General features: G+C 71.3%; 22 protein-coding genes, 1 tRNA gene and 1 riboswitch. Of the genes, 11 read left to right on the top strand and 12 right to left on the bottom strand.

Annotated elements, in window-relative coordinates; genetic code table 11:
* Window positions 1-131: 131 nt before the first annotated feature.
* Window positions 132-623 (top strand): Fur family transcriptional regulator, encoded by a 492-nt coding sequence (locus JMJ55_RS12015; protein ID WP_236033646.1) that lies wholly within the window; start codon window positions 132-134, stop codon window positions 621-623.
* A 13-nt stretch (window positions 624-636) separates the two neighbouring features.
* Entirely contained in the window at window positions 637-1476 is an 840-nt protein-coding gene (locus tag JMJ55_RS12010) for a GNAT family N-acetyltransferase (protein ID WP_202825791.1), read from the top strand.
* Between the two features lie 6 nt (window positions 1477-1482).
* On the opposite strand, the gene apaG is transcribed toward JMJ55_RS12010, so the two are convergent.
* A complete protein-coding gene (gene apaG / locus JMJ55_RS12005; RefSeq protein WP_202825790.1) occupies window positions 1483-1917 on the bottom strand; it encodes a Co2+/Mg2+ efflux protein ApaG in 435 nt (144 codons plus the stop codon).
* 114 nt (window positions 1918-2031) lie between these two features.
* On the bottom strand, window positions 2032-3252 hold the full coding sequence (gene metZ / locus JMJ55_RS12000) for an O-succinylhomoserine sulfhydrylase (RefSeq protein WP_202825789.1): 1221 nt from the start codon (window positions 3250-3252) through the stop codon (window positions 2032-2034).
* Window positions 3253-3315: 63 nt separating this feature from the next.
* Window positions 3316-3396, bottom strand: a riboswitch (SAM riboswitch).
* Between the two features lie 106 nt (window positions 3397-3502).
* Here metZ and JMJ55_RS11995 point away from each other — a divergent pair.
* The 4 genes from JMJ55_RS11995 to JMJ55_RS11980 all read left to right on the top strand — a co-directional run bounded on the left by JMJ55_RS11995 (window position 3503) and on the right by JMJ55_RS11980 (window position 6425).
* Window positions 3503-3577 (top strand) — tRNA-Gly (locus tag JMJ55_RS11995).
* Window positions 3578-3602: 25 nt separating this feature from the next.
* Complete coding sequence (locus JMJ55_RS11990) at window positions 3603-4697, top strand: hypothetical protein (protein WP_202825788.1); 1095 nt, start codon at window positions 3603-3605, stop codon at window positions 4695-4697.
* An 80-nt stretch (window positions 4698-4777) separates the two neighbouring features.
* Window positions 4778-5392, top strand: a complete 615-nt coding sequence (locus JMJ55_RS11985; RefSeq protein ID WP_202825787.1) for a hypothetical protein — start codon at window positions 4778-4780, stop codon at window positions 5390-5392.
* Window positions 5393-5453: 61 nt separating this feature from the next.
* Entirely contained in the window at window positions 5454-6425 is a 972-nt protein-coding gene (locus JMJ55_RS11980; RefSeq protein WP_202825786.1) for a Bug family tripartite tricarboxylate transporter substrate binding protein, read from the top strand.
* Here the strand turns inward: JMJ55_RS11980 and JMJ55_RS11975 are convergent.
* The 9 genes from JMJ55_RS11975 to JMJ55_RS11935 are packed head-to-tail and all read right to left on the bottom strand — an operon-like array spanning window position 6422 to window position 14000.
* On the bottom strand, window positions 6422-7924 hold the full coding sequence (locus tag JMJ55_RS11975) for a capsular polysaccharide export protein, LipB/KpsS family (RefSeq protein ID WP_202825785.1): 1503 nt from the start codon (window positions 7922-7924) through the stop codon (window positions 6422-6424). The two genes, JMJ55_RS11980 and JMJ55_RS11975, sit on opposite strands and share 4 nt — an antisense overlap.
* Window positions 7906-8769: a lysophospholipid acyltransferase family protein gene (locus tag JMJ55_RS11970; RefSeq protein WP_202825784.1), complete on the bottom strand. Its 864-nt coding sequence runs from the start codon at window positions 8767-8769 to the stop codon at window positions 7906-7908. Before JMJ55_RS11970 ends, JMJ55_RS11975 begins: the two co-directional genes overlap by 19 nt.
* Window positions 8766-9572 carry a c-type cytochrome biogenesis protein CcmI gene (ccmI, locus tag JMJ55_RS11965; protein WP_202825783.1) on the bottom strand — a complete coding sequence of 269 codons (807 nt, stop codon included), beginning with the start codon at window positions 9570-9572 and terminating at the stop codon, window positions 8766-8768. The genes JMJ55_RS11970 and ccmI overlap by 4 nt, the downstream gene beginning before the upstream one ends.
* Window positions 9569-10024, bottom strand: coding sequence for a cytochrome c-type biogenesis protein (locus tag JMJ55_RS11960; RefSeq protein WP_202825782.1), 456 nt, complete (start codon window positions 10022-10024; stop codon window positions 9569-9571). Before JMJ55_RS11960 ends, ccmI begins: the two co-directional genes overlap by 4 nt.
* Window positions 10021-10608: a DsbE family thiol:disulfide interchange protein gene (locus tag JMJ55_RS11955; RefSeq protein WP_202825781.1), complete on the bottom strand. Its 588-nt coding sequence runs from the start codon at window positions 10606-10608 to the stop codon at window positions 10021-10023. The genes JMJ55_RS11960 and JMJ55_RS11955 overlap by 4 nt, the downstream gene beginning before the upstream one ends.
* Window positions 10605-12569 (bottom strand): heme lyase CcmF/NrfE family subunit, encoded by a 1965-nt coding sequence (locus JMJ55_RS11950; RefSeq protein ID WP_202825780.1) that lies wholly within the window; start codon window positions 12567-12569, stop codon window positions 10605-10607. The genes JMJ55_RS11955 and JMJ55_RS11950 overlap by 4 nt, the downstream gene beginning before the upstream one ends.
* Window positions 12566-13084, bottom strand: a complete 519-nt coding sequence (gene ccmE / locus JMJ55_RS11945) for a cytochrome c maturation protein CcmE (RefSeq protein WP_202825779.1) — start codon at window positions 13082-13084, stop codon at window positions 12566-12568. The genes JMJ55_RS11950 and ccmE overlap by 4 nt, the downstream gene beginning before the upstream one ends.
* Window positions 13081-13239, bottom strand: a complete 159-nt coding sequence (locus JMJ55_RS11940; RefSeq protein ID WP_202825778.1) for a hypothetical protein — start codon at window positions 13237-13239, stop codon at window positions 13081-13083. Before JMJ55_RS11940 ends, ccmE begins: the two co-directional genes overlap by 4 nt.
* On the bottom strand, window positions 13236-14000 hold the full coding sequence (locus JMJ55_RS11935) for a heme ABC transporter permease (RefSeq protein WP_202826065.1): 765 nt from the start codon (window positions 13998-14000) through the stop codon (window positions 13236-13238). The genes JMJ55_RS11940 and JMJ55_RS11935 overlap by 4 nt, the downstream gene beginning before the upstream one ends.
* Before the next feature lie 117 nt (window positions 14001-14117).
* On the opposite strand from JMJ55_RS11935, the gene JMJ55_RS11930 reads away from it, so the two are divergent.
* From JMJ55_RS11930 to JMJ55_RS11910, 5 genes are all read left to right on the top strand, one after another.
* Entirely contained in the window at window positions 14118-14600 is a 483-nt protein-coding gene (locus tag JMJ55_RS11930; protein ID WP_202825777.1) for a hypothetical protein, read from the top strand.
* Window positions 14601-14666: 66 nt separating this feature from the next.
* The gene (locus JMJ55_RS11925; RefSeq protein WP_202825776.1) at window positions 14667-15719 is read left to right on the top strand and encodes an LLM class flavin-dependent oxidoreductase; all 1053 of its coding nucleotides are present in this window, start codon (window positions 14667-14669) and stop codon (window positions 15717-15719) included.
* 157 nt (window positions 15720-15876) lie between these two features.
* Complete coding sequence (locus tag JMJ55_RS11920) at window positions 15877-16920, top strand: ABC transporter substrate-binding protein (RefSeq protein WP_202825775.1); 1044 nt, start codon at window positions 15877-15879, stop codon at window positions 16918-16920.
* Window positions 16863-17963: an ABC transporter ATP-binding protein gene (locus tag JMJ55_RS11915; RefSeq protein WP_328702615.1), complete on the top strand. Its 1101-nt coding sequence runs from the start codon at window positions 16863-16865 to the stop codon at window positions 17961-17963. Before JMJ55_RS11920 ends, JMJ55_RS11915 begins: the two co-directional genes overlap by 58 nt.
* A complete protein-coding gene (locus JMJ55_RS11910) occupies window positions 17960-19687 on the top strand; it encodes an ABC transporter permease subunit (protein WP_328702614.1) in 1728 nt (575 codons plus the stop codon). The genes JMJ55_RS11915 and JMJ55_RS11910 overlap by 4 nt, the downstream gene beginning before the upstream one ends.
* A 100-nt stretch (window positions 19688-19787) precedes the next feature.
* Here JMJ55_RS11910 and JMJ55_RS11905 read toward each other — a convergent pair whose 3' ends face one another.
* The gene (locus JMJ55_RS11905) at window positions 19788-20528 is read right to left on the bottom strand and encodes an aldolase (RefSeq protein WP_236033645.1); all 741 of its coding nucleotides are present in this window, start codon (window positions 20526-20528) and stop codon (window positions 19788-19790) included.
* Between the last annotated feature and the right edge of the window lie 53 nt (window positions 20529-20581).

Here is a 20581-nt window from a genome sequence, read left to right as displayed (position 1 = left end):
CCGGCTCCCGCTTCTCGTTGCGGGGGCGGCGTCAGCCGGCGCGCTACAGCTAGCCGCCCGCCAGGCTCTGCTCTCGCCACGCACCCGCCTCCGCCATGGTCGCGGGCGCGCCAAGGGTCTATGGTCGCCGCATGGATACGCCCGCTCCCGCCGACCGTGAGGGCATTTCCCGCATCGAAAGGCTGTGCATCGAACGCGGCCTGAAGATGACCGGGCAGCGCCGACTGATCGCCCGCGTCCTCTCCGAGAGCGAGGACCACCCTGATGTCGAGGAGCTGTACCGCCGCGCCGTGGCGCAGGACAGCCGCATCTCCATCGCCACGGTCTATCGCACCGTCCGGCTGCTGGAGGAGAAGGGCATCCTCGAACGCCATGATTTCGGCGGCGGCCGTGCCCGCTACGAGCCGACCGAGCATGGCCACCACCACCACCTGATCGATGTCGATACCGGCAAGGTCATCGAATTCGCCGATTCGCGGCATGAGCAGCTGGCGCAGGAGATCGCCGCCCGGCTCGGCTTCGAACTGGTCGATCACCGGCTGGAGCTGTTCGGCCGCCGCTTCCCCGACCAGAAGCCGCCGGCGGGCCCGCGTCGGCCCGGGCGGCGGAGCTCCGGCGCATGAGCGGCGACCGGCGATGACGGTCTCGCCCCTGCTCCTCGCCCCCGATCGGGAGGCCGGCTTCGGCGAACTGCGGGCCGGCAACCTCGGCGTCCGCATTGCCGAGACGGCGGAGGAGGTGGATGCCGCCCAGGCGCTCCGCTTCCGCATCTTCTACGAGGAGATGGGGGCCCATCCGGATGAGGAGACGCTCGCCTCGGCCCGCGACCGCGATCGGTTCGACGCCGTCGCCGACCACCTGCTGGTCATCGACCATGACCTGGGGGAGGGGCCGCGTTCGGTCGTCGGCACCTACCGGCTGATCCGCCGCAACGCGGCCGCGGCGGCGGGCGGGTTCTATTCAGCATCGGAATACGACATCGCCCCGCTGGTGGCGCTGCCAGGGCCGATCCTGGAACTCGGCCGATCCTGCGTCGATGCCAATCACCGCACCCGCGGCACGCTGCAATTGCTCTGGCGCGGCATCGCCGCCTATGTCTTCCGCCACCGCATCGACCTGATGTTCGGCTGCGCTAGCCTGCCGGGCACGGATCTCGATTCCCTGGCGCCGGCGCTGACCTATCTGCATGCGCATCATCTGGCACCGCCGGCGATTCGCCCGCGCGCCCTGCCGGAACGCTATATCCCGATGGGCCGGCTGGACCCCGCCGGGCTCGATATCCGCGCGGTGCTGAACGAGTTGCCGCCGCTGGTGAAGGGCTATCTCCGGCTCGGCGGCTTCGTCGGCGATGGCGCGGTGCTCGACCCGCAATTCAACACCACCGATGTCTGCATCGTGGTGAAGACCGAACTCATCACCGACAAGTATTCCAAGCATTACGAGCGGAAGGTCGGCTGGCCCGCCGGTCCCGAGTAACGCGCCTCAGTGGACCCGCCCCATCTGGTGCGGGCTGTCGAGGCTGAAGGTCGGGATCGCCACGTCGAAACCCTCGCCGCTATCGGCCAGCACCATGTGGTAGGTGCCGCGCATGAAGCCGGAAGGCGTCGAAAGCGGCGTGCCCGAGGTGTATTCGAAGCTCTCGCCCGGATCGAGCACCGGCCGCTCCCCCACTACGCCATCGCCATGCACCCGCTGGGTGCGCCCCTGGGCATCGGTGATCAGCCAGGTGCGCTTGAGCAGCTGCACCGTCTGCCGGCCCTCATTGGCGATGGTGATGCTATAGGCCCAGACGAAGTGGTTGCGGGCCGGGTCCGACTGGTCGGCTAGGTAGAAGGTGCGGACCGAGACGCGCACGTCGCGGGTCACGGCACTGTAGCCGGGGTGGCGGGCGCCCTGGCCTTCCCGGTCGGCAGGCATCGGCGGTCATCCCTTTCCTGCTAGCGGCCGACAGAGCGGCAGGCAGGCGCACCACGCCCACCCGCCTTCCATCCGGCCGGGGCCCCGAGCCTGCCACAGCCCCCCGCGCCGGCGCTACTCCGCGGCGCGCGCCACCGCCTCGCCCGCGGCGTCCAGCGCCTCGGCGAGGTCATCGATCAGGTCGGCCACATCCTCCAGACCGACCGAGAGGCGGATCGTGCCGTCGCTGATGCCGAGCCGCGCGCGCTCCTCGGCGCCGATCCGCATATGCGTGGTGGTCGCGGGATGCGTCACCATGCTTTTCGAATCGCCGAGATTGTTGGAGACATCGATCAGCTTCAGCGCGTTGCAGAAGCGGAAGGCCGCGTCCTTGCCGCCGGCCAGGTCGAAGGTGACGACGGTGCCGCCGCCGGACATCAGCCGCTGGGCCAGGGCATATTGCGGGTGCCGGGCGGAATAGGGGTAGAGCGCCCGCTGCACCTCCACCCGCTCGGCCAGGAAATCGGCGATCGCCGAGGCGCTGCGGCACATCGCATGCACGCGGAGATGCAGCGTCTCCAGCCCCTTCAGGACCACCCAGGCATTGAAGGGGCTGATCGAGGGGCCGGTGTTGCGGATGAAGGGCTGCAGCACCTCCTCCACCCACTTCTTCGAACCCAGCACGGCGCCGCCCAGCACGCGGCCCTGGCCGTCCATGTGCTTGGTGCAGGAATAGACGACGACATCGGCGCCGAGCGTCAGCGGCTTCTGCAGCAGCGGCGTGGCGAAAACATTGTCCACCACCACGATCGCCCCGGCCTTCTTCGCCAGCGCCGCGACCGCCGGCAGGTCGACCAGTTCCAGCATCGGGTTGGAGGGCGTCTCCAGCAGCACCAGCGCGGCGGGGCGGGACAGCGCCGCCTCCCACTGGGCCATATCGGCGCCGTCGACGAATTCGCCGGTGATGCCGTAGCGCGGCAGCAGGGTGGAGATGATCCAGTGGCAGGAGCCGAACAGCGCGCGCGAGGCGACGACGCGGTCGCCGGTCTTCAGATGCGACAGCAGCGCCGCATGCACCGCCGCCATCCCGGTCGCGGTGCAGCGGCAGGCCTCGGCCCCCTCGAGCGCGGCGAGGCGTGCTTCCAGCATGGCGACGGTTGGATTGCCGAAGCGCGAATACTGGAAATGCGTGGCAGTGCCGGCGAAGGTCGCCTCGGCCTGCTCGGCATTGTCATAGACGAAGCCGGAGGTGAGGAAGAGCGCTTCCGAGGTCTCGTCATGGTTGCTGCGATTGGTGCCGCCGCGGACGAGCAGGGTCGCGGGGCGGAGGGAACGCTCGGGCAGGGACTTGGACATGGGATGGAACACCCTGGCAGACCAATGGCGTCCGGCACCTGGACGGTGCGCGAGGAGGCCGCAGGGGCACCCTCGACGGCCGATTTAGCGCGCTTGATTTTACCTCGCCGCAAGCTGGCCGGACAAATCGCGAGGGGGCCTCGCGGCCCGGGCGCAGTTAGCGGCCGGGGACGGGGCGGGTCAACCCTCCTCCTGCCGCCGCACCGGGCTTGAGCCGGCGCCCGAGGCCGGCTAGGGTGCATCCTGCGCTGCGGGCGTAGTTCAGAGGTAGAACGTCAGCTTCCCAAGCTGAATGTCGTGGGTTCGATTCCCATCGCCCGCTCCAGCGCCCCCTTCCTCCCGGACCGCGTATGACCGACCGGCCGAAACGGGCCCTGCTCGCCACCACGCATTTCGAGGTCGTCGCCGGCTCTGAGCTCGTGCTGCTGGAAGTCGCCGAGCATCTGATCGCCCGCGGCTTCGCCTGCGACCTGCTCGCCTGTTCGCTCGATCCGCCGATGCGGGAGATGGCGGCGGCGGCCGGCTGCGCCCTCCATCTCGACCCTGCCGCCATCCGGCCGCTGACCTATGACGTCGTCTGGATCCAGACCCGGATGGAGGCGCTGCTGGACTACGCGCCGCATCCCGAGGACCGCGAGCGCACGCTCTTCGCCTTCGCCCATCTCGATCTCGGCTGGTCCCTGACCCAGCCAGGGGTGGTGCTGGAGGAGTTGCTGGCCGATGCGGTCATCGTCACCGGGGAGGAGGCGCGGGCGCATTTCACCGCGGCTGGGCTGCCCCCGGCGCTGATCCGCCCCTTCCGCAACGCCGCCCCCGCCCGGTTCCACCGCCCGCCCGGCCTGCCGCGCCCGGCGCTGCGCCGGCTGCTCATCGTCTCCAACCATGCGCCGGAGGAGGTGCTGGCAGCCGCCGCCCTGCTGCGGGCGCGCGGCATTACGGTGGAGCATTGGGGCGCGGGCGGCGATGTGCAGGGAAGGCGGCTGGAGCCGGCGGCGCTGGAGGACGCGGATGCCGTGCTGACCATCGGCAAGACCGTGCCTTATGCCCTGGCGATGCGGCTGCCGGCCTATGTCTATGACCATTTCGGTGGCCCTGGCTGGCTGACCGAGGTGAATTTCGCTGCCGCTGCCGCGGCCAATTTCTCCGGCCGCTGCTGCCGACGGCGCCTGCCGCCCGAGGCGCTGGCCGAGGAACTGCTCGCCGGCTTCGCCGAGGCTGCGGCGCTGGCCGCCGCCCGGCCGGAGGCGGCGCTCGATCCCTTCCGGCTGGAGCCCTTCCCCGATTCCCTGATCGCCGCGACCGCTGCGGTGCCGAGCCTTGCCGAACGGCGCGCGGCGCTGGAGCGGAACGCCACGGCCTGGCGGCGGGAAGCGCATCTGGCCCGGGCGGCGAATACCTATTTCACCGCCTGGCGCTACGCCCACCGCCTGCTGCACGGCGCCTGAGGCTCAACAGGGTTTCACTTGGGACAATCGCCCGGCTGGGGGAGAGTGACCCGGCCTTCCCATTCAACCGAGAGCAGAATTTGATCCTTAATCCTGATGAGGTCGCCGCGGCCCGTGCCATTGGCTGCGCCTTCTTTCCCGCGACCGAGCTGCAGGTGCAGCGCCTGACCATGCAGCAGCGCATCTTCACGGTGGACGGGAAGCGATATCTGGTCAGCCGCGACGGCTCCTATTTCGAGACCGTGGGCACGCTGCGCGCCCTGCTCGCCAAATACGTGCCGCCGCCGCCCCCGCCCGATCAGGCTCAACCCGAGCCGGCTCCGGTCGAGACCGCGCCGCCGGCCGCCGAACTTCCGGAGCCGCCCCCTGCCGAGGCTGAGCCGGCTGCCGCAGTGCCGGAGCCACCCCCAGCCGAGTCCGAGCCGGTCGCTGCAGCGCCGGAGCTACCCCCAGCCGAGGCCGAACCGGCCGCCGAACCCGCCCCGGCCGCCGACGCCACACCCCGTCGGCGTCGCCCGCGCAAGACCACCCCGCCGCCGCCCGAGCCTGCACCGTTGCCGGCGCCCTCCGCGCCGGAGGCCAGCGCAGCCCGCAGCGACCGGCTGGCCCGGCTGGCCCGCCGCATGGCCGGTGGCGAGTTGCCGCGCTGGCAAGTCGCCGGCGCCGCCCGCCGCGGTCGGGTGAAACTGTTCTGACCCCGCTGGACAGGGCGGGCCTGCTCCGCTTCCCTCGCGGCCGATTCTGCGAGGTCCCTCCATGCTCCGTCGCCGCCCGGCCCTGGCCGGCCTTGCCAGCCTGCTCGCCGCCCCCGCCCTCCAGGCCCAGCCGGCCGCTTGGTCGCCCAGCCGGCCGCTGCGGCTGATCGTCACCTATCCGCCTGGCGGGGTGAACGACATCGTCGGCCGCATCGTGGCGGAGCCGCTCTCGCGGGAGCTCGGCCAGCCGGTGGTGGTGGAGAACCGCGCCGGCGCCGGCGGCAATATCGGTACCCAGGCTGCCGCCCAGGCCGAGCCGGACGGCCACACCATCCTCTTCGGCACCACCGCCATGTTCGGCGTGAACCCGATCCTCTATGCCAATAGCGGCGTCGATGCGGTGCGAGACTTCGCCTGCCTCGGCACGATCGGAGAGGTGGCGAATGTCCTCTCGGCCGTCCCCTCGCGGGTTCAGGCGAAGGACCTCGCCGCCTTCATCAAGGAGGCCAAGGCGCGGCCGCTGATCTATGGCTCGGTCGGCAATGGCAGTTCCTCGCATCTCTCGGCCACGGTCTTCCTGAAAACGGCCGGGGTCGATGCGACGCATGTGCCCTATCGCGGCTCCTCGCCGCTGGTCGCGGCCATGCTGGCGAGCGAGGTGGATTTCGGCTTCGACACCACCGCCACCTCCGCCACCCATGCGCAATCGGGCGCGCTACGGCCGCTGGCGGTGACGACCGCCCGCCGCGCCACCGCCCTGCCGAATGTGCCGACGCTGAAGGAGTCCGGCATGCCGGAATACGACCTCGGCATCTGGTTCGGGCTTTTCGTGCTGCGGCAGACGCCGCCCGCGATCACCGCGCGGCTGACCGAGGCGCTGGAGCGCACCCGCACGGCGCAGACCGAGGAAAGGCTGCACAACGCCTTCGTCGATCCGCTCTATATCCCGCGGGACGGGCTGGATGGCTGGTACCGGGCCGGCGCGACCCGCTGGCAGGGCATCGCGCGCGAGGCCGCTATCAGCATCGATTAGCGTTGCCACAGGCCGAAGCGGCGGGCCTGTTTCAGCCACCAGCCCTGCTGCCGCCACCAGGGCAGGAAGGCGCGGCGGGCCGGCGGCAGGCGCGGCCAGGAATCGGGCTCGGCCAGCCGCTCCAGCAGCAATTCCGGCCCGCAGGGCAGCCCGGTCACCGGGTCGCAATAGCGGGGGTAGAGAATCAGCGCCCCGGCCACCAGCGCATCCAGCGACAGGCGCCGGCCGCGGCGCGGCGGTGGCTCCCGATCCGTCGTCAGGCCCCAGCCGGCATAGAAGGGCTTCCCCCAGACCGTCACCGGCAGGCCGCGCAGCAGGGCCTCGAAGCCGGCGAGGCTGGTGATGGCGTGCAGCGCATCCACCTGGGCGAAGAGCCCCCCGATATCGCCGCCCGATGCCACCGTATCCGCCAGCCGCAGCGCGGCCCGGTGCGGGACATAGCCGCGGCGATAGCCGGTCTCGACATCCGGATGCGGGCGGAAGATCAGGAAGGCCTCCGGCTCCGCCTGCCGCACCGCCTCCAGCAGCGCCAGATTGGTGCGGATGCGCCCGGCGCCGAGTCGGATCGAGGCATCGTCCTCGACTTGCCCCACCACCAGGAGGCGCCGCCGGCCGGGCGAGGGCGGCAGGGTCGGCGCTGGCCGTCGCAGGTTATACTTGGTCAGGCCCCGCGCCACGATCGCCTCCCGCAGCGCCGCCGCCCGGGTGAGGAGCGGCGCCGGGAAATCGGTCTCCGCCAGGATCCGCTCCAGCCCCGAGGCCTGGCCAGCATCGTAATGCGGCGCCACCGCATCCACCGCGAGGGAGGCCGAGGGGATGAAATCCACCCCGAGCCCGACCGAGCGCAGGAAGCCATCCTCCACCCAGAGCAGCGGCACCCCCGCCACCGTGCAGCGTTCCGCCAGCCCCGGCGCCGCCCGAGTGGCCCAGACGGCGATGGCGCCCGGCTGGCGGCGCGCCAGCTCGAGCGCCTCCGCCTCGGTCCGGGCGAAGGGGGGCGGCGGGCCATCCATGGCGAAGGCGGCGGCGGTGGCGGCCTGCTTCCAGCCGGCCATGCCGAGGAAGGCGGCGATGCCCCGATTCGCCGCCGCCTGCCGCCGCCATTCCGCCAGCAGCGCGAGGCCCGAGGCGGCATCCGTGGCCCGGCCGCGCAGCGGATCCGCCCAGCGCGTCGCCGCCAGCAGCCGCGGCTCGATCGGCTCGGGCCAGAGCGGTTGCAGCGCCGCCGCCGCGGCCAGGGCCTCGGGTTTGGGGGGGACGGCCAGCGCGGCCTCGACCGGATCCACCCCGGCCGCGGCCAGCAGCCCGACCGGCCGGTGATGCGGGCCGAAGCGGGGCGCCGCCCAAGGGCCTTCTGCCACACGCAGCTCTGCCGCCTCAGGTGGGCGTGGCCCGCGCAGCGGCGGCGCCTCGGGGAAGAAGGCGGTGAGATGCGGGATGGAATGCCAGAGCGGCTCGGGCGCCCAAAGGGGCGCCCCGCCTAACCCTCCGGGCGCCATTCGTGCAGCATCAGCCATTGCGGCAGGTTCTGCAGGATCAGCGGCTCGATCGCCGCATCCAGCATGGCGATCCCGGCGCGGAGGTCGGCCTCGCGGTCGGCGCTGCGTGGCAGGTGGATCGGCGGGGCGAAGGTGACGCGGAAGCGCGGCCCCCGGCGCGGCGGCAGGCGCAGGCAATGGGCGATGACGATGGGCGCGCCGGAGAGCCGCGCCAGCCGGGCCGAGAGCGCGATATTGCCGCCCTGGCGCGGCCCGCGCCCGAGGCTCGGCGCCGCCACACGGCCATGCTGATGCTCATCAAGCGAGAAGAGCAGCACATCGCCCTCCCGCAGCACCTGGAGCGCCATCCGCGCCGCATCCCGCCCGAGCGGCAGCAGCCGGCCGCCGCCGGCCAGTCTTTCCCGCACGATCACGTCGTGTCGGAAGCTGCTTTTCGGCGGCTGGTAGATGGCGATGGGCGGCGCGCCATGCTTCACCAGGGACAGCCCGACCATCTCCCAATTGCCGAGATGGACGGCGTTCACCATCAGCGGTCGCGTCGCCAGATGCTCGGCCCCGACCGTCTCCACCCGGCCCTCGTCGTACAGGCGACGGGCGCGCGGCACCTCCATGAAGCTGCGGGCGAGGTTGTCCCACATCGCCCGCATCGCCGGCTCCCGCGGCAGATCGGGGCGGAGCCGGGCTAGGTTCTCCCGCGCCTGGCGGTCGCCGCGCGGATAGAGGCGGGGCGCGCCGTAGCGGGCCATCAGCCCGGCATAGCCATGCGCCAGGGGCCCCGGCGCATGCCGCATCCAGGCGGCCGAAACGCGATCCAGCGCGTCCATCAGCCGCGCCGCCGCGGTCACGGCAGGTCCTGCATCCGGCGCTCGACCATGGCGCGCCAGGGCGCCTCGGGCGGCGCATCGGCGATCAGGGCGCGCCAGAGATTGCGGGCATTCTCCGGCCGGCCCGAACGTGCCTCGACGAGACCTGTCAGAAAGCGCAGCCCGACATGGCGTGGTGCCTGGGGCAGGGCGGCGGCCAGCACCCGGGCCGCCTCCTCGATCTTGTTGTCCTCGAGCAGCACCTGGGCGAGCTGGCTGGCCAAATCGGCGTCGAACCGCGCCGCCAGCGCCCGCCGATAGGAGTCCGCGGCCGGGCCCAGCGCGCCGCGGCTGCGCTCGGCATTGGCGAGCAGCCGGTAGCCTTCCTGCGCCTGCGGGCTGTTGGGGTCGATCGCGGCGAGACGGCTGCGCAGCAGGGTCAGCACCTCCTCGTCGCGGGAGGCGACCTCCTGCCGCAGCGCATAGGGGGCGGAGGGCATGCCCGGTGCGCCGGTCGTCCAGTAGAGGCCCAGCGCGGCGAGCGGGACCACCACCACCAGCGCGCCGAGGGCAAGGCGGGTGCCGCGCCCGGTCCGCAACCCGGCCTCGGCCGGCGCCGCCAGCAGGCGTCGCTGCACTTCCAGCACCGCGGCGCGATGCGCCGCCTCGTCCAGCCGGCCGGCCTCGCGCTCCCGCGCCAGCTCGGCCATCTGGGCATCGTAGAGCGCACGATCGGCCTCCCGCCGCCCACGTGCAGCGGCGGGGCGGAGCAGGGTGGCGGCGAGCGGCAGCAGCGCCGCCGCGGCCAGCAGGCCGAGCAGCGGCCAGAACGGAAACCAGCTCACTCCTGCGGCCTGCCTGCGAGTTGGGCCAGGCGGTCGCGCTCGGCCGGGGTGAGGGCGTCCGGCAGCGGCGGCGGGCGGTGGCGGCGCAGGCCGCGGATCAGCAGCAGCCCGCCGAGCAGCGCCAGGGCCGGCGTCGCCCAGAGCAGCACCGTCTCCGGCTTCAGCGGCGGCTTCAGCAGCACGAAATCGCCGTAGCGCTCATGCAGGAAGCGCAGCACCGCATCATCCGGCTTGCCCTGCGCCACCTGCTCGCGGACGATCCGCCGGAGGTCGCGGGCGAGATCGGCATCGCTGTCCTCGATGGACTGATTCTGGCAGACCATGCAGCGCAGCTCGCGGCCGATGACGCGGGCACGCTGCTCCTGCGCCGGATCGGGGAGCTGGTCGGCCGGGTCGCCGACCGCCAGCGCCGGGCCGCACCATAGCAGGGCCAGCAGCAGCCAGCGGATCATGCGCCGCGCCGCAGCAGGGGGGTGAGCTGGTCGGCCAGGATCTCCTCCGTCACCGGGCCGGCCATGCGCCAGCGGATGATGCCGGCGCCATCGATGAGATAGGTCTCGGGCACGCCGTAGAGGCCCCAGTCGATCGCCACCCGGCCGGGCTGGTCGGTGCCGAGCCGGGCATAGGGCGTGCCGTGCTGCTTCAGGAAGCGGAGGCTGTCCTCCGGCTTGTCCTTATAGGCGATGCCGAAGATGGGGACGCCCTCGCGGGCCATGCGCATGAGCTGCGGGTGTTCGATGACGCAGGGCACGCACCAGGAAGCGAAGAAGTTCACCAGCACCGGCCGGCCCGTTTTGAGGTCGGCAGCGGCGAGGCCCGGGCGGTCGGCACCCTCCAGCGGCGGTAGGGTGAAATCGGGCGCCGGCTTGCCGATCAGCGCCGAGGGCACGCCGCGCGGGTCATAGCGGCCGGTGCCGAGGCCGCGCAGCATGGCATAGAAGCCGGCACCGGCGAGGCCCGCCACCGCGACCGGCGCCAGCAGCAGCCCGCGCCGGCGCCAGGGGGAGCGCGTAGGGGAGGGGACGGCTTCGCTCATGCCCGTGCGCCCGCCTTCACCGGTCGCACCGCCGGCGCCGAGACGCGCATGCGCCGGTCGCTGAGCGAGAGCCCGCCGCCCAGCGCCATGATCGCGCCGCCGAGCCAGATCCAGGGCGCCAGCGGGTTGTTGTGGATGCGGAGCACCGCGCCACCTTCCCGCTCCTCGCCGAGCACGACATAGAGGTCGGAGAGCCAGGTGGTGTGGATCGCCGCCTCGGTCGTGGTCATGCGGGCGAGGGGGAAGCTGCGCCGCTCCGGCATCAGGGTGGTGACGAGGCGGCTGCCATCCCGCACCTCGACCGTCGCGCGGCGGGCGCTGAAATTCGGCCCCGGCGCATCAGCGAGACTGACCAGCCGGTAGTCGAGCCCGGCCAGCGCCACGCTCTCGCCCGGCCGGACCAGCCGCAGCGTATCGGTCGCCAGCCCCATGCCGGCGAGGCCGAGGATCATCACGCCGAGCCCGGCATGGGCCAGCGCCCCGCCCCAGGCCGCCCGCGGCAGGCCCTTGGCCCGGGCCCAGGCGGCGCGCGGCCGGCTGAACAGCGCGATGCGGTCGGCGATATCGGCCATGGCGGCAAGGATGGTCCATGCCGCGGCACCGAAGCCGAGCGCCGGGCCGATCCGCTGACCCTCCAGCGCCAGGCAGAGCGCCAGCGCGCCGAGCCCGGCCAGCGCCGCCCACCAGAGGCGCTGCAAGGCGGGAAAGAGCCGCGCCCGCTTCCAGGACAGCACCGGGCCGAGCGCCATGGCGCCCACCAGCGGCACCGCCAGCGGCAGGATCGCGGTATTGAAGAAGGGCGGCCCGACCGAGAATTTCTCGCCCAGCACGAGGTCGGCGAACATCGGATAGAGCGTGCCGACCAGCACCACCGCCGCGATCGAGCAGAGCAGCAGGTTGTTCAGCACCAGCGCCCCCTCCCGCGAGATGGGGGTGAAGACGCCCGTCGGCAGCATCGCCTGCGCCCGCCAGGCAAAGAGCAGGAACCCGCCGCCGATATAGAGGGTGAGCAGGATGAGGATGACGGTGCCGCGCGCCGGGTCATTGGCGAAGGCATGCACGCTGTTCAGCACGCCGGAGCGGACGAGGAAGGTGCCGAGCAGGCTCATCCCGAAGGCGAGCAGGGCGAGGAACACCGTCCAGGTCTTCAGCGCCTCCCGCTTCTCGACCACGATGGCGCTGTGCAGCAGCGCGCAGCCGGCGAGCCAGGGCATCAGCGAGGCATTCTCGACCGGATCCCAGAACCAGTAGCCACCCCAGCCCAGCTCGTAATAGGCCCACCAGGAGCCGAGGGCGATGCCGAGGGTCAGGAAGGACCAAGCCGCCAGCGCCCAGGGCCGCACCCAGCGCCCCCAGGCGGCATCGACCCGCCCCTCAATCAGGGCGGCGACGGCGAAGGCATAGGTCACCGCGAAGCCGACATAGCCGAGATAGAGCAGCGGCGGATGGAAGGCGAGGCCGGGGTCCTGGAGGACCGGGTTCAGCCCCTGGCCGTCCAGCGGCGGCGGCCAGATGCGCTGGAAGGGGTTCGAGGTGCCGAGGATGAAGCCGAGGAAGCCGAGCGCCACCAGCGCCAGCACGGCCAGCACCCGCGCCTGCAGGGCCGAGGGCAGGTTGGTCCCGAAAGCCGCCACCGCCCCGCCGCAGAGTGCCAGGATGAGCACCCAGAGGAGCATCGACCCCTCATGGTTCCCCCAGGCCCCGCTGATCTTGTAGAGCAGCGGCTTCGCCGAATGGCTGTTCTGCACCACGTTCAGCACCGTGGTGTCGTTGGCGACATAGGCCCAGACCAGGCAGGCGAAGGCGGCGGCGATGGTGACCAGCAGGCCGGCGGCGAGGGCCGGCGTGGCCGCCATCAGCCGCGCATCCGCCCGCTGCGCCCCGACCATCCCGACCACCGCCTGGACCAGGGCAAGGGCGAGGGCAAGGGCAAGGGCGAAATGACCGATCTCGGGGATCACGAGCCGCGCCTCGGCTGCGCGGGGGCCGGTTCCAGCGTGTTCCAGGTGGCGGCTGGCGGGGCGGCGCCCTGGTTGGGGTTCCAATGGCCGCTCCTCTTCAGGGCATCGGCCACTTCGGGCGGCATATAGGTCTCGTCATGGCGGGCCAGCACCTCGCTGGCGCGGAAGGTGCCGTCGGGGCCGAGCTTGCCGAGGGTCACCACGCCCTGACCCTCGCGGAACAGGTCGGGCAACACGCCGATATAGGTCACCGCTACGCCATGGGCGCCATCCGTCACGCGGAAGCGCGCCTCCGGCTTGCCGTCGGGCGCCGTCTCCCGCATCACGCTGCCGGTCTCGACCAGCCCGCCCAGACGGAAGGCGCGGTCCGGCTTCGGCGCCTCCCGCGCGATGTCGCTCGGTGAGCGGAAGAAGACGAGGTTGTCCTGGAAAGCGGTGAGGGTCAGGGCCGTGGCGCTGCCGAGCCCGAGGGCACAGAGCAGCAGCAGCCAGAGCCGGCGGGACTTGCGAGTCATGATGGTTCCTGGGCGCGCCGCGAGGCGCGCGGGTCGAGCTGGGCCAGCCGGCGCTTCGCCGCGGCATGGCGCGAGATGGTGGCGATGGCGAGGATCAGGAAGCCGCCGCAGACCAGGGCGTAACTCGCCGTCACATGAATCCAGTGGAGGCTCATGGCGCCTCGGCCCTCCGCGCCGCGGCGAGCTGAAGGGCCCGGATCCGCCGCTCCATCACCGCCGCCCGGGTCCGCGCCAGCACCAGCGCGGCGAAGGCGAGGGTGAAGCCGAGCCCGCAGGTCAGCAGCGGATAGAGGATATCGACATGCAGCCCCGGCGCCCCGAGCCGCGTCACGCTGGCCGGCTGGTGCAGCGTGTTCCACCAGTCCACCGAGAATTTCACAATCGGCACGTTCACCGCCCCGATCAGCGCCAGGATGGCACCCATCCGTGCGCCGCGTTCGGTATCGTCGAAGGCGCGCACCAGCGCGGCATGACCGAGCCAGAGGAAGAACAGCACCAGGACGGAGGTGAGCCGGGCATCCCAGACCCACCAAGTCCCCCACATCGGCTTGCCCCAGAGGCTGCCGGTGGCAAGACAGAGGGCCGTCGCCAGCGCCCCGACCGGCGAGAGCTCCCGGCAGGCGAGGTCGGCCAGCGGATGCCGCCAGATCAGGGAGAGGACCGAGCCCAGCGCCAGCCCGGCATAGCCGCCCATCGCCAGCCAAGCCATCGGCACATGGACATAGAGGATGCGGACCGTCTCGCCCTGCTGCCAGTCGGGCGGAGAGAAGAACAGCCCCCAGGGCAGGCCGATGCCGAGCACCAGCACGGCCGCCGCCGTCAGCCAGGGCAGCACCTGCCCGGACAGCCGCAGGAAGCGGCCGGGATTGGCGAATCGGTGCAGCCCTCCCCGCGGCGCTGCCGCGGGGAGGGGCAGGGGGCTGGGCCCCGTGCGTGTGTCGGCGGTATCCACGCCCTTACACTAAGGCTTCAAGGCCCCGGATTGAAGCATCCGCGAGGCGCGGTAACCTGGGCGGATCGATTTTGAGAAGGAATGACCATGCGCGGCTGGTGGCATGGCGTGGCCCTGCTGGGCCTGATGGCGGCCTCCCTGCCGGCCGGGGCAGAGACCTTCCTGCTCTGCCGCTTCCCTGGCGGGGCCGCCCCGCTCCGCATCCTGGTTGAGGAACGGGGCCTCGCCATCGAGCTGCCCGGCAGCGGCACCTGGCAGGAATCGGAGGAGATGGCGGCGCGGCGCGACCCGCTGGCGGCGGGCTTCGCCGGCCCGGTGCCCGGCTGGCGCCAGGGGCCGGCGCATGACCGCTTCTCGATCAGCCTGAACCGGCAGACCGGCGAGGCGCGGCTGCTCTTCTCGCGCCGTCCCGATCCGGCCCAGGTGGAGGCCTGCCGCGCCGCGACGGCCACGAGCCCCGCCGCCCCATCCGACCAGCCGCCCAGCCTGCCGCCGCCCTGCGACCTGCCCGTGCCGGCCGGGACCGTTACCGGCACCTGCGAGGTGCAGCGGCTGAAATTCTAGGGCCGCGGTGACAAGCCCGGCGGTCGGGGCCATGCTCCGGCGGGCCTTCAGCAAGGATGACCAGGCATGACCCCTCCGCTCCGCATCGGGATCTGGGCCCTCGTCCATGGCAACCGCGCCGCGCTGCACGACCCGGAGGAGCCCTATGACGCCTCCTGGCGGCGCAACCGGGGCCTGGTGCTGGAGGCGGAGGCGCTCGGCTATGACTGCGTGCTGGTCGCCCAGCACACGATGAACCCGCATCGGCCGGATCTCGGCCAGCTCGAGGCCTGGACCGCCTCCGCCGCGCTGGCCGCCGAGACGCGCCGGATCGAAATCATCGCCGCCATCAAGCCGATGCTCTACCACCCGGTGGTGCTGGCCAAGATGGCGCTGCAGATCGAGGAGATCAGCAACGGCCGCTTCGCCATCAACCTGGTCAATGCCTGGAACCGCAAGGAGATCGAGGATGCCGGCCTCGTCTTCCGCGAGCATGACGAGCGCTACGCCTATGGCGCCGAATGGCTGGAGGTGGTCGAGCGGCTGATGCGCGGCGAGGAGGTGCAGCATGACGGCCGCTACTTCCAGGTGCGCGACTACCTGCTGCGCCCGGCCGCCGCGACGCGGCCGCGCCCGCGCATCTATGTCGGTGGGGAATCCGGCCCGGCGCGGGACCTGGTCGCGGCGCTCGCGGATGTCTGGTTCATCAATGGCCAGCCGGTGGAGGATGTGCAGGCGCTGATCGCCGATGTCCGCCAGCGCCCACGCGCCGGCAACCCGGTGCGCTTCGGCCTCTCGACCTTCGTCATCGCGCGGGAGACCGAGGCCGAGGCGCAGGAGGAATATCGCCGTCTGCTGGCGCTCGCGAAGCAGGATGCCGAGATCAAGGCCTATGTGAAGGCGAATACCGATCCCGCGGTGGCGATGCGGAAGACCCAGGCGAAGTTCGAAAGCGTCGGCACCAATGGCGGCACCGCCGGTGGCACGGTCGGCAGCTACGACCAGGTGGCCACGCGCATCGCGCAATTCCACGCCGCCGGCATCGACACGCTGCTGACCCAGTTCCAGCCCTTCGAGCGCGAGATGCGCCGCTTCGCCGAGCATGTGATGCCACGCCTCGCGGCGCTGCGCGGAGGTTGAGCGAACGCCGCGCCTGATGGTTGGGCGCCAATCATCCGGGGCGCCAATATCCGCCTGGATGAAGGTCTGCTGGCCTTTCCGTCCGGCATTGCTATCGTCCCCGAACCGGCTGGCGCAGAACCTGCATGATCCGGCCGCACAGGACGGGGATCGGGACATGGATCGAAGGACATTCCTGCGGGCCGGCACGCTCGGTCTGGCGGCGCCGGCGTTGATTGCGGAGCGGAGCCAGGCCCAGACCCGCTCCATCACCGTCGCCGATCCGGGCGGCCCCTTCGGCGAGGCCTTCGGCAAGGCCTTCTACCGGCCCTTCGAACAGGCGACCGGCATCCGCGTCGTTAATGTGGCGCGCCCGGCGGAGCCGACCGCCCAGTTCCGCGCCATGGTGGAGACCAAGTCCTATACCTGGGACTGCTGCATCCTGACGCTCTCGGCGCGCGACATCATGGTGAAGCAGAACCTGCTGGAGCCGATCGGGCTGAAGCCCGAGGACGCGCCGGGGATGATGCCGGAAGCGCTGACGCCCTTCTGGATGGGCACGGATGTCTACGCCACCATCCTCGCCGTCCGGACCGACAAGCTGGGCGGCCCGGCGCCGGAATCCTGGGCCGATCTCTGGAACGTGGCGAAATTCCCCGGCCGCCGGTCGCTGCGGAAGGACCCGATCGACACGCTGGAGGAAGCGCTGCTGGCCGATGGCGTGCCGCTGGCCGACCTCTACCCGCTCGATCTCGACCGCGCCTTCCGCAGCCTCGACAAGATCAAGCCGCATGTCGCCGCCTGGTGGACCGGCGGCGCGCAGGCGACGCAGATGCTGCAGTCGGGTGAGGTGGCGATGATCCCGACCTGGAACGGCCGGGTGCAGCCGGTGATCGATGCTGGCGGGCCGGTCAAGATCGTCTGGAACCAGGGCCTCTATTCCATCGAGGGCTGGTCCATCCCGCGCGGCTCGCCGCGGGCGGATGCGGCACGCCAGTTCATCCGCTTCTGCTCCGAGCCGGCCCGGCAGGCGGTCTATACCGAGGGGCTGAGCTATGGGCCGACCAACCTCAAGGCCTATGACACCATCCCCGAGGCGCGGGCCAAGCTGCTGCCGACGCACCCCGAGAACCTGAAGCTCATGCGCCTGGCGAATGAGGAGTGGTGGAGCGCCAACCGCGCCGCCGCGGCCGAACGCTTCAACGCCTGGGTGCTCCGCTGAGCAGCGGGGCCGGGGTCAAGCTCCGGATCGACGGCATCGCCAAGCGCTACGGCCCGGTGGTGGCGCTGGAGCCTCTCTCGCTGGAAGTGCGGAGCGGCGAGCTGCTGACCATCCTCGGCCCCTCCGGCTCCGGCAAGACCACGCTGCTGCAGGTGATCTGTGGGCTGGTCGAGCCGGATGCCGGTCGGTTGTTCATCGACGGGCATGACCGTACCGTCATGCCCGTCCACCAGCGCGAGATCGGGCTGGTCTTCCAGAACTACGCGCTGTTTCCCCATCTGACCGTCGCCGAGAATGTCGGCTTCCCGCTGAAGATGCGCGGCCGGCCGGCCGGCGAAATCCGCGACCGCGTCGCCACGGCGCTCACCATGGTGCAGCTCGGCCATCTCGGCGGCCGCTTCCCGCGCGAGCTCTCCGGCGGGCAGCAGCAGCGCGTGGCGCTGGCGCGCTGCTTCGTCTACCAGCCCGCCATCATCCTGATGGATGAGCCGCTCGGTGCGCTCGACCGGCAGCTGCGCGAGCACATGCAGATCGAGATCAAGCGGCTGCACCGCGAGACCGGGGCGACGATCATCTATGTGACGCATGACCAGGAGGAGGCGCTGGCCCTCTCCGACCGGATCTGCCTGATGAACCATGCCCGGATCGAGCAGGTGGGCACGCCGCAGGAGATCTACGAGCACCCCCGCACCGCCTTCACCGCCGGCTTCATCGGCACCTCCACCCTGCTGCGCGGCCAGGTCGAGGGCGATGCGCTGGCGACGCCGCATGGCCGCTTCGCCCTGCCGCCGGGCAGCACGGCCACCGGCGCCGCGGCGCTGGTGATCCGGCCGGAGCATCTGCGCCTCGGGCCGGGGCCGAATGCCATCCGCGGCGTGGTGGCCGAGACGGTCTATGCCGGGGCCGAGACGCGGCTGCTGTTCGATCTGGCCGATGGCACCGGCGCGGCGCTGCGCCTGCCGACCGGCACCACCCCACCTGAGATCGGCACCGAGGTCGAGGCGCATTGGACGACCGAAACCGCCGTGCTGGTGCCGTTGTGACGCGGCGGCTGGGGCCGGCCCTCTATGCCGTGCCGGGGATCGCCTTCCTTGCGGTCTTCTTCCTCTATCCGGTGCTGCGCCTGCTGGCGCTGAGCCTGCAGGCAGAAGGGACGGGCGAGTTCACCCTCGGCCATTACCAGCATGCCCTCGGCACCGAGGTCTATCTGCGGGTGCTCGGCATAACCTTCACCATCGCCGCCGAGACCACGCTCGGGGCGCTGCTGCTCGGCTATCCACTGGCGCATTGGCTGGCGCGGCTGCCGGAGGCGCGGCGGGGCTGGCTGGTGATGCTGGTGATGATCCCCTTCTGGACCAGCTATCTGGTGAAGACCTTCGCCTGGATGATCACCCTCGACCAGAACGGGGTGATGAACCGGATGCTCCTCGCCACCGGGGCGGTGGATACGCCGCTCGAGGTGCTGCATGGGCGGATCGGGGTGATGATCGGCATGGTGCATGCCATGCTGCCGCTGGCGGTGCTGACCATGCTGCCGGTGATGGTGGCGGTGGACCGGCAGCTGCCGCGGGCGGCGGGAACGCTCGGCGCGCCGCCGGGGCAGGTGTTCTGGCGGGTGCAGTTCCATCTCTCGCTGCCCGGGCTGGCGGCGGCGGGGCTGCTGGTCTTCATCACCTCGCTCGGCTTCTTCATCACCCCGGCCCTGCTGGGCGGGCCGCGAGACACGATGCTGGCGCAGCTGGTCATCTCCCAGGTGCAGGAGATGATGAATTGGGGCCTCGCCGGCGCGCTGGCGGTGATGATGCTGGCGGCGGCGCTGGTGACCTGCTGGGTCTATGACCGGCTCTTCGGCCTCTCGACCGTCTCCGGCCAGGCGAGCGCCAAGCCGCGGCGGGGCCAGGCGGCGCTGCGGACGGCCGGGCTCTCGATCCTCAGCGCGGTCGCGGCGGCGCATGTGGCGCTTGGCAGTGCGATGGCCCGGCTGGTCGGGCGGCGGGTGCTCGGCTGGCTGCTGCCGGCCTATGCGGCGCTGGTGCTGTTGTTTCTGGGGGCGCCGACCCTGGTGGTGGTGCCGATGGGCTTCACCGATAGCAGCTTCCTCGGCTTCCCGCCGCCCGGCTACAGCCTGCGTTGGTTCGAGGTCTATTTCGGCTCGCCGCTCTGGCTCGGGGCGACGCTCCGCTCCTTCATCGTCGCCTTCGGCACGGCCTGCCTGGCGACGCTGCTGGGCGGCCTCGCGGCGCTGGCCCTGGCGCGGTCTCAGAGCCGCTGGCAGGGGGCGATCTTCGCGCTGTTCCTGGCGCCGATGATCGTGCCGCGCATCGTCGTCGCGCTTGCCCTCTTCTACCTCTTCGCCCAGCTCGGCCTGGTGGCGACCGAGGCCGGGCTGGTGCTGGGCCATGCGGTGCTGGCGCTGCCCTTCACCTTCGTCACCATGGCGGCGGTGCTGAAGGGCTATGACTGGCGGCTGGACCAGGCCGCGGCAACGCTCGGCGCCACGCGCTTCCGCATCCTGACGCAGGTGACGGTGCCGCTGCTGAAGGGCGGGCTGGTGGCGGCCTTCCTGTTCGCCTTCATCACCTCCTTCGACGATCTGACGGTCGCGCTCTTCGTCAGCGGCGGCGTGACGACGACCCTGCCGAAGCAGATGTGGGACGACATGATCCTGCAGCTCAACCCGACGCTCGCCGCCGTCTCCGTCGTCGTCTTCGTGCTGGTGACGGCGCTGCTGGTGACGGCGGAGCGGCTGCGGAAGCCGAAGGGCTAGAGCAAACTCCGATCAGGTGGAATCACCTGATCGGGGTAATTTGCTCGTTCAAACAATAAGCTAGAGCGGCTTCCGTGAGCCAAGTCGAACGGAAGCCGCTCTAGGTCGCGTAGGCGGGCTCCTCCTCGTCGAGGATCCCGCGGATCGCGGCCAGGAAATAGACCGCGTTCTCATGCCGGGTGGAGAAGCTGGCCAGCTTCGCCGCCAGCTCGTCCGGGATGATCGCCAAGGGGCGGCCGGTAGACATGGCCAGCACCTGCACCTCGCAGGCGCGCTCGAGGTAATAGAGGTCGTCGAAGGCATCGGCGATGGTCTCGCCGGCCACCACCACGCCATGATTGCCGAGGAAGAGCACGCGCTTGTCGCCCATCATGCGCGACATCCGCGTGCCTTCGTCCATGTCCGTGGCGAAGCCGTTGAAGGCGTCGTCATAGGCGCAGAGGCCGAAGAAGCGCCCGGCATTCTGGTGCACCATCTCCAGCCGCCCGCCCTGGATGCAGGTCAGCGCCGTGGCATAGGGCATATGGGTGTGCAGGATCACCTTGTGGCCCGTCATCCTGTGCATCGGCACATGGATGTTGATGCCGGTCGTGGCCGGGCGGCCCTGGCCTTCCAGTGTGTTGCCGGCGCCATCGATGACCAGCAGGTCGCTGGCGCGGGCCTTGGCCCAATGGGTGCGATGGGCGTTGATCAGGAAGCGGTCGGGCGCCAGCATGACCGAGAAGTGGTTGCAGACCCCCTCATGCAGGCCGAGCCGCGCCGCCCAGCGAAGTGCGGCCGCGAGGTCGATCCGGGCTTCCTGCCAATCGGCGCCGTTGCTGCCTGCCATGGATTGCGCCATTGCCCTGCCTCCTCTGCCGGCGGAAGCGTCTCATCCGCCCCGGGGCGGGTCAA

Origin of the sequence: Belnapia mucosa (genome assembly GCF_016775475.1) — a bacterium.
In the GTDB taxonomy this organism is placed as follows: domain Bacteria; phylum Pseudomonadota; class Alphaproteobacteria; order Acetobacterales; family Acetobacteraceae; genus Belnapia; species Belnapia mucosa.
Note: the sequence above shows the minus strand (reverse complement) of the source record. Positions and strands in the feature narration are given on the sequence as shown.